We start from the raw sequence: 12591 nt of genomic DNA, 5'->3' as shown, positions 1-12591 counted from the left end.
GACAACGGCCGGGCCGTGGTCGCCAACATCGCCGGCACCACCACCGACATCGACGGCGGCGTCCACTCCTTCGAGGGCGGCCACTACATCAGCGTCGTCGGCTACCGCGACAACGGCAGCATCGTGAGGATCGCCGACTCGGCCAACCCCGACCAGGCCAGCTACGAAATCACCGTCGACAACCTCGCCGACTGGATCGCCACCCGCGGCTACGCCACCTCCTGACCCGACAATGACAAGGGCCGGCCCCCACCGGGGCCGGCCCTTGTCGTCATGTCGGTCGACCAGGCCCCGTCATACGCGCTGGCCAGGGCGCGCGGGACCAGAGCCAGGAACCCGGAGCCCCCGCCGGGACGTCCCGACCGCTGCGGCAGGATGGGGACGTGGCGAAGAGACCCGCCCGTGGTGGCGCACCCCGGAACACGAACAGCCCCTGCCCGTGCGGAAACGGCCAGCCCTACCCCGAGTGCTGCGGACGGCTGCACCGGGGCGAGACGGACGCGGCCACCGCCGAGGCGCTCATGCGGTCCCGGTTCAGCGCGTTCGCCGTCGGCGACGCCGCCTACCTGCTGCGCAGCTGGCACTCCTCGACCCGACCCGAGCGGCTACACCTCGACCCCGGACAGCGGTGGACCCGGCTGGAGATCCTCGGAACCGAGCACGGTGGCCTGTTCGACAGCGCCGGCACGGTCGCGTTCCGGGCCCACCACCGCGAGGGCGGACGCCCCGGAACGCTCACCGAGCACAGCCGCTTCACCCGCGAGGACGGCCGCTGGGTCTACGTCGACGCGCTGCCCGACTGACCGCCCCTGCCCCACGACCGCCGCGTCGGCGCTCACCCGAACCCGACCCGGTCCAGCCAGAAACGCAGCAGGTCCACGTCCCCGAGCACCTCGACCGCGCCCGCCTCGACCGGCCGACGCCGGTACACCATGAGCAGCAGCTCCGCCAACGGGCCACGGACCGCGACAGCCGCCTTCTCGTGGGAGCGCCGCCACGCGATCGCGTCGCCGGTCAGGTCGACCAGCCACTCCGCCGCCACCTCCGGCGCACTGTCGGTGGCGTGCAGGTGCACCGTGCGCCCCGGCCCGAACAACTCCCGCTGCGCCGGATGGAAGTCGAGCATCTCCGGCAACGACCCCAGCTCCATCCACTCGTCCACGGCGTCGAGCGCCACCCGCGCGTCGACGGCGAACTCCACACCGAGGGCCAGTGCCGCGTCGGCGCGGTGCAGCAGTGTCTCGTGGGTGAACCGGCGCGCCCAGAACGTGCTGCCCACACCCACCGTGGGCGACGACGTCGGTGTCCAGATCGGCGCGTCCGGGCCTGCGGCGACGAGTGCGGCGGCGAGCCCCCGCGCCCCGGCCGCCAGCCAGGGCCCGAGCACCGCAGGGTCCTCGTCGCGGTAGGGGCTCAGATCCCGGAAGGAGTCGTCGGGCGGCGGCCCGGCAGGCCGGTCCCGGACGATCGACTCCGCCCACCGCTGCCCGCCGCCCAGATGCCGGCCGAGCTGCCCCACGTTCCACCCCGGACAGGAGGGCACCGGCGTGGTCAGGTCCGCGCCGGCCACATGCGCGGCCAACAGGTCGGTCTGCTCGATGAGCTGCGCACACAGCTCGTCGTACTTCAACCCACTCATCACGCCAGGCTAGACCGGAGCACCGACAATCCGCCGGCATCCGCATGGGTGTCACGCCCGGCGGGTCAGCACCAGCGCCCACCACAACCTGCATCGGCAAAGCCACGTCGCCAGCTGGAATGCCACCCCGAACCAGACGCGGGGTGGACCGGACCGCCGGCCCGTCCACCCCGCGTCACGACGTCAGCGACCGGGGGTCTCCCCGTCCGGCCGGGGAATGACCACCGTGGCGTCGCCCGGCAACCGGTCGTGGTCGCCGGCGCGCTGCGGATACAACGAAGTGGGCTCCGACCCGGCGTACGGGGCCACCGGCTGGGGGGCCTCGACAGGATCGCCGGCCAACCGGGGCACCACCTGGGTCCGGTCAGGATCCTCGCCGGACCCGACCACCTGCGTCCGGTCCGGGTCGTAGGCGGACTCCCCCGCCACCACCTGCGTCCGGTCGGCGTCATACGCGGACTCCCTCGGCACCACCTGCGTACGGTCGGCGTCGTCGGCCCCCGGCACGGCCGACTCGGCCCGCTCGGCGTCCTTGGCCACCGGTCCCGTCGCCGCCAGCCGGGCCGCCACGTCCCGCCGCCCCGCCTGGTACGCCCGCGCATGCGTCGCGATCAGCTGCGACTCCCGCTCCGCCCGGCTCAGCCACGACTCCCACCGGCTCTGCATCGGCCGGACCAGCCCGCCGCCCACGCCGACCACGAGGATGCCGCCGATCGTCGCCAGCACCGCGACCAGCACCGGCGTGGTCACCGCCGTCGCCACACCGATCTGGTTGAGCGCCGCGATGACGCCCAGCCCGAGGATGAACACCGACGCGATCGTCGCCAGCACCCGCCCGTACGACAGGCCACCCAGCGCACTGCTGATGATGTCCTTCACCGCGTGCGCGATCGCCGCCGCGACCACCACGATCACGATCGCCACGAACGCCCGGGGCAGCCACGCGATCACCCCGGCGATCAGGTCCGAGATCGGGTTCGGACCCCAGATACCGAAGGCGAGCTGCAACGTCACCAGCAGCACCCCGTAGTAGGCGAGCTTCGCCACGATGTCGCTCGCGTCGTACCTGGACCGGGCAAGCGCGGCCTTGACCCCGCCGTGCTCGACCGCCCGGTCGAAGCCGACCCGTTCCAGCACCTTGTCCACGACCTTCAGCACGGCCTTCGCGATCAGCCAGCCAGCCACCAGGATCGCCACAAAACCGAGGGCCTTGGGCAGGAACAGCAGCACCGCGCGCAGGGCATCCCCCACCGCGTCGCCGAAGTTGTCTCTCATCGAAGGGTCCTTCACACCAGAGGTCGCAACAGATCCGCCCGGTCTACCCCGACCGCTCCGCGCGCAAACGCCGCCGCACCCCCACAAGGACCGCCGTCAGCGCCGTCGGCAGGCGTAACGGACCTCGGTGCCGGCCTGCACCGGCGACGGCTCGACGATGTTGACCGTCGCCGTCTCCCGCGTCGCGCCCACCCCGCTGAAGGACCACTTCAGGGCCAGCGTCACCGTCCCCTGCCCCCGCCCGACCCGCTCGCCGACCAGCGCCCCCGGCGCCGACCCGGAGCGCAGCCACTGGTAGCGGATCGTGCCGGCGTTGCCGTTGGTCCGCACCGTCGCGACCACCTCCACCGTCACGTCGCACCGGTTGCCGGCGGGCTCGGTCACCGCCACGGTGACCCCTTCGATCGCCAACGGGCTCAGCCGCTGCCAGACGAACAGCCCGACCGCCACCACCAACACCACGGTGACCAGGGTGGACAACACCGAGACGACCCGCCGCCACGGCGACCGGGGCCGCCCGGCCGGGCCCGGCTGCCGCCAGGCGGGGGCAGCCGGCGCGACACCCGGCACCCCCGGCCCGAACCGCACCTCGCCCACCGCCCCGCCGACTGTCGGCCCGGCCGCCGTGGCCGGTGCGGTCCCGCCGGCCGCGATCGTGGGATCGGTGAAGCCCTCGGCGGTACGCGCGGAACCACCCCCGCCCCATACCGGCCCACCCTGCCCGGGCGGCCACGCCCCGCCCCCTGCAACCGGGCCACCCCCGGGGACCGTGCCGCCCAGCCCAACCGTCCGGCCGAGGTCCACCGTCCGGCCCAGGTCGGCGGTCGGCTCTCCCGCGCCCGGCAGCCCGGAGCGCGCGCCACCCGGTGGCAGCGCCGTCGTCGGTTCGTTCGGATCGCTCATCGCCAGCCTCCCGGCATCGTCGTCGGCCGCCCGGTCAGCCCGGCGTGCAGAACGACTGCAGGCTCACGTACGCCGGCCCGTCCGACCCGGCCGAGTTGCCCGCGGCGTCCACGGCGGTGACCTGCACCGCGATGCGCACGCCGTCGGCGGGACGGTCGAACGGGCCGAGGGTGCCCTCGAACACGCCCTTACCGACCGACGACATGACCACCGTGCCCGACTGCACGCCCGACGTGTAGCGGAACGACACCCGCAGCCCGTCGGCGTCCGACCGGTCGTCGGTGACCGCCACCGTGACCGGGGTCGACGTCGCCCCGTACGGGCAGCCCCTCGGATCCAGGGTGGTCCACCGGGTGCTCGGCGCCCCGACCCTGGGGGCGGTGACGTCCGGCGCGGGCGGGGTGCCGCCGGCCGACACGGTGGGGGTCGGCCTCGCCGTCCGGGTGGGCCGGACCGTCGGCGCCGGGGGCCGGGTCGTCGGGGCGGCGGTCGTCGGACCGCCGGTGGTCGGGGCGACGGCCGAGGGCGTCGGCGTAACCACCGGCGGAGTCGGCGTGACCGGCGGCGGCGTGGCAGATCCGGAGACCGGGACGACCGGCGCCGACGCGGCCACCGGGGCGGCATCACCCGACACGGGCACCACGTCGGGTTCAGCGCCGGAGGCGTACCGGTAGCCGGCGCCACCGACCAGCACGGCCGCGACCAGGGCGCCGCCGATCAGGGCGGGGCGAGCCCGCCCGGTGCGCATCCGTCGCCCGGTGCGGATCTCCCGACCCACGCCCGGGCTGCCGTCCGGCACGAGGACCGTACTGGCCAGGCTGGTGCTGCCGCCCGAGGAGTCGGAGAACGGGAAGAACGCAGCCAGCAGGGCGGCCCGCCGGGCCAGCTCGCGGACCCCGCGCTCCTCCCAGTGCGCCCCGTACCCCTCGGCGGCGATCTGCTCCAGGATGCCGAGGAAGACGTGCGCCGGTTGGGGACGCTCGGCGGGCAGCTTGGCCATCCCCCAGCGCAGCAGCTCGTGCACCGGCGGCGGGGCCGGGTCGGTGGGGACCGGCGCGTACGCGTGCTGCTCGCGCAGGGCCAGCAGACTGCGGCCGTCGTACGGGGGATGACCGGTCAGGCACTCGAAGAAGGTTGCCGTGGCGGCGTAGATGTCGCAGGCCGGGGAGGCCGCCGCGCCCGTCCACTGCTCCGGGGCCATGTAACGGGGCGTGCCGGTCACCATGGTGGCCGACTCCCGGCCCACCGGCATGGCGATGCCGAAGTCCGCGAGCTTGCTCTCCCCCTCGGCGGTGACCAGCACGTTCTCCGGCTTGTAGTCACGGTGCACCACGCCCCGCGCGTGCGCGGCAGCCAGCCCGGCGAGGGACCCCTTGAGGACGAGCAGCGCGGCCTCCGGCCCGGTGGGCCCGTTGGCGCGCAGCATCTGCCGCAGCGAGACCCCGTTGACCAACTCCATCACGATGGCCGCGCCCGCGGTCGACTCGACGTACTCGTAGAGCCGGGAGACGTGCTGATCGTCGATCTCGGCCAGCAGCCGGGCCTCGGCTCGGAAGGGGTCGCGGAAGGCCGGGTCCGTGCCGAGGACGCCGGCGAGGTACTTCACGGCGACCGGGGTGCCGGACCCGTCGTGGGTGGCGAGCACCACCCGCCCGGACGCGCCCACGCCCAGCTCGCGTACCTCGGTGTAGCCGGACACCCGCCAGCTGTTCCCACTCATTGGACGGTCTCCACGGCTCTTCCGGATTGACGCCCGGCACACAGGGACGCCGCTCATTGTGGCGGGCGCTGTCCAGTCCGCCATCGGCGCAACGGCTGCATCCTCCACACCGGACGTAGGCGTCTCGTCCGTTGCGTGTTGGCTGACTGTGGACGGCGGCACTCTCCCTAAGGCGTCCTAGGAGGCTAGGTGAACGGGGGCGATTGGCGGCCACCCCGTTCGGACGCCGGCTCCCCGCCGGTCACCTCTGGTATTGCGCGTCGGTTGGAAATATCCTCCACCTCACGCGTTGCCCCTGAAGCTCCTTTACACCCCCGCCGTCGTCGGCCACAGAGGAGATGCCATGCACTTCGACCACCCCGAGCTGGACCGCCGCACCCTGTTGCGGGCCGGTCTCGGCGCGGCGGCCGTCGCCGTCGTCGGCACGGAACTCGCGTTCCCCGCCACCGCGCAGGCCGAGTCCGGATCGGACGTCGACTGGATCATCAGCTGCGACGAGTGGGGAGCCAGACCGCCGTCCGGTTCCCTGCCGCTCAGCGCCATCGCCACCAACAAGATCATCGTGCACCACATGGCGTTCCCGAACGTCACCGACTACTCGCGGGACCAGGCCGTGAAGCTGGCCCGGGACTGCCAGAACCTGCACATGGACGGCAACGGCTGGTCAGACACCGGCCAGCACTTCACCGTCAGCCGGGGCGGGCACGTGCTGGAGGGCCGGCGCGGCAGCCTCGAGCAGCTGGCCGCCGGCGACCGGCAGGTGATCTCGGCGCACTGCCCCGGGGAGAACGGCCGGGCCATCGGCATCGAGAACGAGGGCACGTACGTCACCGAGACGCCGCCGCAGGAACTGCTGGACTCGCTGGTCCAGCTCTGCGCCACGGTCGGCCGCCGGTACGGCCTGCACGCCCACGACATCTTCGGGCACTGGGACTTCCGCGCCACCGCGTGCCCGGGAGCCGCGTTCTACCGGCAGTTCCCGGAACTGCGCCGGCGGGTCTTCCATGAGCTGGGCACCGACATCGGCGACGTGCCGGCCCGCCGCTGGCCGGACCTGTGGCGGTTCGTCGGCTCCCCGACCGTGCGGGTGGTGAAGTACCTGCTCACCCATCACGGCTACGTCGTGCCGGTGAACAACACGTTCGACGCCGCGACCGTCGTCGCCGTGCAGGACTGGCAGGCCCGCAACGGCATCCCGGTCGACATCGACGCCACCCTCACCGGGCCGACCTGGGAGACCCTCGCACCCGAACTGGACAAGAACGCCACCGGCGCCCCGGTCAGCGCCGTCCAGTTCATCCTGAACTCCAAGGGCTACGCCGACGTCACGGTGACCGGCGAGTTCGACCACGCCACCAAGAAGGCCGTCCAGGACCTCCAGCGGCTGCACGGCCTGCACCCGAACGGCAAGGTCAGCACCAGCACCTGGTGCGCGCTCGTCGGCGGCGTGGTCCGCCAGTCGTTCCAGGCGGGCTGACCGGCTCCCGGTCGTGGTGGGGCGGGTCCGGCCGTGGGTCCGCCCCACCACGCACGCCCGGGCACCCCTGGGGAGCCCGGGGTTGTTACTGGTGAGATCGTCTTTTCCACCGTCGCCAGTCCCCCAGCGAGCGGCTGTGGCCGGGATGCCGAGCTCGTGAACCGGCGCGGACAGGCTGCCAGGCCGGCTAGCGCGGCGGCCATCTCGGCCGGACCACGTCTTCACGGCGCTCGGCACCGGCCCCGCACCGGAGGCTGAACCCCGGGTGAGGGCGATGCGTGCCGGCCGGAGCACTTACTCAGGGTGAGCGTGGTCATAACGACTGGACGCCCGGCCCGGTGCCGCTGCTAGGCTCCTCACCAGGTCATGAGCGCCAGCGTCAAGCCCCGGCTCGCTGGCCGGCAACCCTCCTCCGCGGTGGGGTGCCCCGGGTGAAGACCAGGCACCGGAGTTTCCCCGGTGCAAGCGTGGCCTGGTCCCCAGGTCAACACCGACCTTGGAGAACCATGTCTGCTCGTCCTTGCGCCCCGGCCGCGTCACCATCCCGCCCCGCGCTGATCAGGCGTCGGCACGTGGACCTGATGCGGGTGTGCAGCGACGGCTGTCGCCGTCACGCGGCGCGCTGAGCGCCTCCTCTTCCGTAGCAGTCCCCTTCCGCGGCAGCCCACCGGCGTGCCGCGTCCGGCGGCGTGCCGTCCGCGCGCCGCCCTCATCCCAGGAGACACCTGTGCGATTCCTCCCTGCCCTGACCAGGTTCGCCGCGCTGGGCGTCGCGGCCGTCGTCGGCGCCGCCACCCTCACCGCCTGCGGCGACGACACCTCGGCCGCCGCCGACAACCCGTACGGCCTGGTCCAGCCCGGCGTGCTGCGGGCCGGCACCCTCACCGACGCGCCGCCGAACGTGTACCTGAAGGACGGAAAGTTCACCGGCTTCGACAACGACCTGCTCACCGCGGTCGCGGACAAGATCGGCCTGCGGGTGGAGTTCGTCGGAACCGACTTCTCCGCGCTGCTGTCGCAGGTCAACAACCGCAAGTTCGACGTGGGCAGCTCCTCGATCACCATCACCGAGGCGCGGAAGAAGACCGTCGACTTCGGCAACGGCTACGACTTCGGCTACTTCGGGCTGGACGTCCCGGCCGGATCCCCGATCACCGGCTTCGACCAGCTCGCCGGCAAGCGGGTGGTGGTCGTGCAGGGCACCGTGCAGGACGACTACGCCACCGGCCAGAAGCTGGACCCGGTGCGGGTGCCGGACTACAACGGAGCGCTCAACCAGCTCAAGGCCGGCACCGCCGATGCCTGGATCGCCCCGGCCGAGATCGGCGACAAGTCCGCCGCCGACAGCGGCGGGAAGATCACGGTGGCCGCGAAGCAGCTCAGTTCCACGCCGACCGCGTACGCGGTGGCCAAGGGCAACGACGCGCTGCGCGCGGCGCTGGACAAGGGCCTCGACGAGGTCATCGCCGACGGCACGTGGAGCCGGTTGCAGGAGCAGTACTACCCGGGCCGGCCGATTCCGGCGGACTTCAAGCCGGGCAGCGGCTCGGTGCCGGTGCCGGGCGCATCAGCGGCCCCGTCCGGATCGGCCGCGCCGTCGGCGTCGTCCTGAGCACGCGGGCGTGACGGCACGGGTGACGCCGGGCCGACGGTACCGATGACCAGCGAGCGGGGCGGACGGGAAGACGACTGATGGATCCACTGAGCACCCTGTGGGAGACCTTCTTCGACTGGGACTCCATGCGTGCGGCGTTGCCCGAGATGCTGACCGTCGGGCTGCCCAACACGCTGATCCTGGCGATCTCGGCCGCCCTGCTCGGCTCGCTGCTGGGCATGCTGCTGGCGGTCGCGGGCATCTCGCGTACCCGGTGGTTGCGCTGGCCGGCGCGGGTGTACACGGACGTCTTCCGCGGCCTGCCGGCAGCGGCGACGATCCTGCTCATCGGCGTCGGCCTGGCGCCGCTGGGCATGCAGGTGTGGGGGCCGAACCCGTACCCGCTGGGCATCCTGGCGCTGTCGCTGATCGCGTCGGCGTACATCGGGGAGATCTTCCGGGCCGGCATCCAGAGCGTGGAGGCCGCCCAGCTGGAGGGGGCCCGGGCGCTGGGGTTCTCCTGGGGCGAGGCGATGCGGCTGGTGATCATCCCGCAGGGGGTCCGTCGGGTGCTGCCGGCCTGGGTGAACCAGCTCATCGCCCTGATCAAGGACTCCAGCCTGGTCTACTTCCTCGGCCTGGTGGCCAGCCAGCGGGAGCTGTTCCGCATCGGGCAGGACCACGCGGCGACCACCGGCAACGAGTCGGCGCTGCTGCTGGCGGGCCTGCTCTACCTGACGCTGACCGTGCCGCTGACCCACGCGGTGAACTGGATCGACCGGCGGCTGCGGCAGGGCCGGCCCGCCACGGCGGCCGAGGACGACAGCGCACTGGCGCTCGCCGGGCAGAACGCGCTGCCCGGCGACGCCGCCGCCCGCGCGAGCACGGGGAAGGACGAGCGATGAGCACCACGACCGGCACGACGACCCCGGTGAGCCTGAGCGTGCGGGACGTGCACCTCGCCTTCGGCGCCAACCGGGTGCTGCGCGGCGCGAGCCTGGACGTCGGCCGGGGCGGCACGGCCTGCGTAATCGGGCCGTCCGGGTCGGGCAAGTCCACCCTGCTGCGCACGATCAACCGGCTCATCGAGCCGGACCGCGGGGACGTGCTGCTGGACGGGCGCAGCGTGCTGGCCGACGACCCGGACGCGCTGCGCCAGCGGATCGGCATGGTGTTCCAGCAGTTCAACCTCTTCCCGCACATGACGGTCCTGCGCAACATCACCCTGGCGCTGCGCCGGCTCAAACGGCTCGGCGAGGACGAGGCCGCGCAGGTGGCCCGCGCCCAGCTGGAGCGGGTCGGGCTGGCCGGCCGGGCCGACGCCCGGCCGGCGCACCTGTCCGGCGGGCAGCAGCAGCGGGTGGCGATCGCCCGGGCGCTGGCGTTGCAGCCACAGGTGATGCTCTTCGACGAGGCGACCTCGGCCCTGGACCCGGAGCTGGTCAAGGGGGTGCTGGGCATCATGGCGGAGCTGTCGGCGGGCGGCATGACCATGGTGGTGGTGACCCACGAGATGGGCTTCGCCCGCGAGGTCGCCGACACCGTGGCGTTCATGGACGGCGGGGTGGTGCTGGAGGCCGGCGAGCCGGCGGCGATCTTCGAGCGTCCCGAGCATCCCCGGTTGCGCCGCTTCCTGTCCCAGGTGCTCTGACCGGGCCGCCCCGCCGGCCAGGTTCCGAAACTTTCGGCCCCGCTGTCGGCGCATGACCGGCGAATGTCGGGCTAGAGCTTTCCGAAACTTCTCGATAGCATGTATCGAAAGTCACTGATGTCGTCGGCCGCGCGACGACTTCGATCCCCGGAGGGCAGTCAGGCATGAGCAGCTCAGCAGCACGCGACCGCGGAAGCGCCAGAAATCGACCGGGCCGACGCGCGGCGCTGGTCTCCGCCGCCGTCGGCACGGTGGCCGCCGGCATGGTGCTGGCGCTGGCCACCGCGGCCAGCGCCGGCACCACCCTCGCCACCGCGGCGGCCGAGAAGGGCCGCTACTTCGGCACCGCGGTGGCGGCGAACAAGCTGTCGGATTCCACGTACGTCGGGATCCTGAACCGCGAGTTCAACATGGTCACCCCCGAGAACGAGATGAAGTGGGACGCGACCGAGCCGTCCCAGGGCCAGTTCAGCTACGCCAACGCCGACCGCATCGTCAACCACGCCCGCGCCAACGGGATGCAGGTGCGGGGCCACGCGCTGGCCTGGCACTCCCAGCAGCCCGGCTGGGCGCAGAACCTCAGCGGCAGCGCGCTGCGCTCGGCCATGGTCAACCACGTCACCCAGGTCGCCACCTACTACCGGGGCAAGATCCACTCCTGGGACGTGGTCAACGAGGCGTTCGCCGACGGCGGCAGCGGCGCCCGGCGCGACTCGAACCTCCAGCGCACCGGCAACGACTGGATCGAGGTGGCGTTCCGCGCCGCCCGCACCGCCGACCCGGGCGCGAAGCTCTGCTACAACGACTACAACACCGACGGGCAGAACGCGAAGTCCAACGCGGTGTACACGATGGTCTCCGACTTCAAGGCCCGGGGCGTGCCGATCGACTGCGTCGGTTTCCAGTCCCACTTCAACAGCGCCTCGCCGGTGCCGGGCGACTACCAGGCCAACCTGCAACGGTTCGCCAACCTCGGGCTCGACGTGCAGATCACCGAGCTGGACATCGAGGGCTCCGGCACGGCACAGGCCAACTCGTACGCGACCGTCGTCAAGGCGTGCCTCGCGGTGTCCCGCTGCACCGGCATCTCGGTGTGGGGCATCCGGGACACCGACTCCTGGCGGGCCAGCGGCACCCCGCTGCTCTTCGACGGCAATGGCAACAAGAAGGCCGCGTACACCGCCACCCTGGACGCGCTGAACAGCGGCACGTCCATTCCGACCACGCCCCCGCCCACCACGCCCCCGCCGACCACTCCTCCCCCGACCACCCCGCCGCCCGGCGCGGGCTGCACGGCGTCGCTGTCCCTGCAGACCTGGACCGGCGGCTTCGTGGCGACGGTGCGGGTGACCGCCGGTTCGTCGGGCACCAACGGCTGGGCGGCCACCGTCACGCTGCCGGCGGGTACGGCGGTCACCAACGCGTGGAACGCGCAGACCAGCGGCACCACCGGGACGGTCCGGTTCACCAACGTGGCCTACAACGGCCGGCTCACCGCCGGACAGTGGACCGAGTTCGGCTTCCAGGGCGCCGGCACCCCGCCGTCAGGCACCCCGTCCTGCACCGCGAGCTGACCGCACGCCCGGTCGCGGCGACCCGACGGCCCCCGGCGACCCCGGGCGGCGGCGGGTCGCCGTGCCGCGCTGTCAGCGCCCCACCGGGTACGCGCGGGTCTCGGCGGCCTTGACCGCCGCCCACACCGCCCGCCTCGGGACCAGCCGCAGCTGCGCGGCGGCGGCCGGGGTGACGTCGGCGGCGACGGACAGCGGCCCGTCGAGCTGGACGCGCAGGTTGTCGCCGTGCCGCTGCACCCCGGCGACGGTGGCTGCCCAGGTGTTGCGGGGGCTGCCCTCGGGCCGGGCGGGGTGCAGCGCGACGGCGGCCGGCGGGAACGCCACGAACGCCTCGCCGGCCACGCTGTCGGCGGCGGTGAGGGTCAGCCCGCCGACCCGGACCCGATGGCCGTCGGCGTGGCCCCGGTGCAGGTTGAGCCCCACCAGGCGGGCGACGTAGTCGGTGCGGGGGCGGGCGGTGACGGTGGCCGCGTCGCCGGTCTGGACGACCCGACCGTCCTCCACGATGACCAGCCGGTCGGCGAGCACCAGCGCGTCGAGGGGATCGTGGGTGACCAGCACGGTCGCGCCCGGGTGGGCGGCGAGGTGACGGTGCAGCTCGGCGCGGGTGTCCAGGCGGGTGCGGGCGTCGAGGGCGGCGAGCGGCTCGTCGAGCAGCAGCAGGGTGGGATCGACGGCGAGGGCCCGGGCCAGCGCGACCCGCTGAGCCTGCCCGCCGGAGAGCTGCCGGGGCCGGCGCCGGGCGTGCTCGGCGAGGC

11 protein-coding genes, 1 pseudogene and 1 riboswitch are annotated in these 12591 nt (G+C 73.2%); of the genes and pseudogenes, 7 read left to right on the top strand and 5 right to left on the bottom strand.

Annotated features, from left to right (window positions below; all coding sequences use genetic code 11):
* Both ABT023_RS28315 and ABT023_RS28310 read left to right on the top strand, forming a co-directional pair.
* Positions 1-225 (top strand): C39 family peptidase (locus tag ABT023_RS28315; RefSeq protein WP_350889661.1); only part of this gene is annotated, 225 nt, incomplete at its 5' end.
* Between the two features lie 158 nt (positions 226-383).
* Positions 384-803, top strand: coding sequence for a YchJ family protein (locus ABT023_RS28310; RefSeq protein ID WP_350889659.1), 420 nt, complete (start codon positions 384-386; stop codon positions 801-803).
* Positions 804-835: 32 nt separating this feature from the next.
* On the opposite strand, the gene ABT023_RS28305 is transcribed toward ABT023_RS28310, so the two are convergent.
* The 4 genes and pseudogenes from ABT023_RS28305 to ABT023_RS28290 all read right to left on the bottom strand — a co-directional run bounded on the left by ABT023_RS28305 (position 836) and on the right by ABT023_RS28290 (position 5537).
* The gene (locus ABT023_RS28305; protein WP_350889658.1) at positions 836-1639 is read right to left on the bottom strand and encodes a maleylpyruvate isomerase family mycothiol-dependent enzyme; all 804 of its coding nucleotides are present in this window, start codon (positions 1637-1639) and stop codon (positions 836-838) included.
* Between the two features lie 495 nt (positions 1640-2134).
* Positions 2135-2914: pseudogene (locus ABT023_RS28300) on the bottom strand (mechanosensitive ion channel family protein); the annotation flags it as partial.
* 96 nt (positions 2915-3010) lie between these two features.
* Positions 3011-3817, bottom strand: a complete 807-nt coding sequence (locus ABT023_RS28295; RefSeq protein ID WP_350889657.1) for a hypothetical protein — start codon at positions 3815-3817, stop codon at positions 3011-3013.
* Positions 3818-3851: 34 nt separating this feature from the next.
* Positions 3852-5537, bottom strand: a complete 1686-nt coding sequence (locus tag ABT023_RS28290; RefSeq protein WP_350889655.1) for a protein kinase domain-containing protein — start codon at positions 5535-5537, stop codon at positions 3852-3854.
* 343 nt (positions 5538-5880) lie between these two features.
* On the opposite strand from ABT023_RS28290, the gene ABT023_RS28285 reads away from it, so the two are divergent.
* From ABT023_RS28285 to ABT023_RS28265, 5 genes are all read left to right on the top strand, one after another.
* Positions 5881-7014 carry a peptidoglycan recognition protein family protein gene (locus ABT023_RS28285; protein ID WP_350889653.1) on the top strand — a complete coding sequence of 378 codons (1134 nt, stop codon included), beginning with the start codon at positions 5881-5883 and terminating at the stop codon, positions 7012-7014.
* A 362-nt stretch (positions 7015-7376) separates the two neighbouring features.
* Positions 7377-7488, top strand: a riboswitch (SAM riboswitch).
* 253 nt (positions 7489-7741) lie between these two features.
* Entirely contained in the window at positions 7742-8626 is an 885-nt protein-coding gene (locus ABT023_RS28280) for an ABC transporter substrate-binding protein (protein WP_350889652.1), read from the top strand.
* An 80-nt stretch (positions 8627-8706) separates the two neighbouring features.
* The gene (locus ABT023_RS28275; protein ID WP_350889650.1) at positions 8707-9513 is read left to right on the top strand and encodes an amino acid ABC transporter permease; all 807 of its coding nucleotides are present in this window, start codon (positions 8707-8709) and stop codon (positions 9511-9513) included.
* Complete coding sequence (locus ABT023_RS28270) at positions 9510-10259, top strand: amino acid ABC transporter ATP-binding protein (protein WP_350889648.1); 750 nt, start codon at positions 9510-9512, stop codon at positions 10257-10259. The genes ABT023_RS28275 and ABT023_RS28270 overlap by 4 nt, the downstream gene beginning before the upstream one ends.
* Positions 10260-10423: 164 nt before the next feature.
* Entirely contained in the window at positions 10424-11833 is a 1410-nt protein-coding gene (locus ABT023_RS28265; RefSeq protein ID WP_350889646.1) for a glycoside hydrolase family 10 protein, read from the top strand.
* Positions 11834-11905: 72 nt separating this feature from the next.
* On the opposite strand, the gene ABT023_RS28260 is transcribed toward ABT023_RS28265, so the two are convergent.
* Positions 11906-12591, bottom strand: a 686-nt coding sequence (locus ABT023_RS28260; protein WP_350889644.1) for an ABC transporter ATP-binding protein, incomplete at its 5' end; no start/stop codon positions are given.

It is taken from the genome of Micromonospora sp. NPDC002296 (genome assembly GCF_040296145.1).
Lineage (GTDB): Bacteria > Actinomycetota > Actinomycetes > Mycobacteriales > Micromonosporaceae > Micromonospora.
This window is presented reverse-complemented; position numbering and strand designations above follow the sequence as displayed.

Coding starts and splice junctions, on each gene's coding strand:
- ABT023_RS28305 (WP_350889658.1), bottom strand. CDS start 1,639: ATGAGTGGGTTGAAGTACGACGAGCTGTGTGCGCAGCTCATCGAGCAG.
- ABT023_RS28295 (WP_350889657.1), bottom strand. CDS start 3,817: ATGAGCGATCCGAACGAACCGACGACGGCGCTGCCACCGGGTGGCGCG.
- ABT023_RS28290 (WP_350889655.1), bottom strand. CDS start 5,537: ATGAGTGGGAACAGCTGGCGGGTGTCCGGCTACACCGAGGTACGCGAG.
- ABT023_RS28285 (WP_350889653.1), top strand. CDS start 5,881: ATGCACTTCGACCACCCCGAGCTGGACCGCCGCACCCTGTTGCGGGCC.
- ABT023_RS28275 (WP_350889650.1), top strand. CDS start 8,707: ATGGATCCACTGAGCACCCTGTGGGAGACCTTCTTCGACTGGGACTCC.
- ABT023_RS28270 (WP_350889648.1), top strand. CDS start 9,510: ATGAGCACCACGACCGGCACGACGACCCCGGTGAGCCTGAGCGTGCGG.
- ABT023_RS28265 (WP_350889646.1), top strand. CDS start 10,424: ATGAGCAGCTCAGCAGCACGCGACCGCGGAAGCGCCAGAAATCGACCG.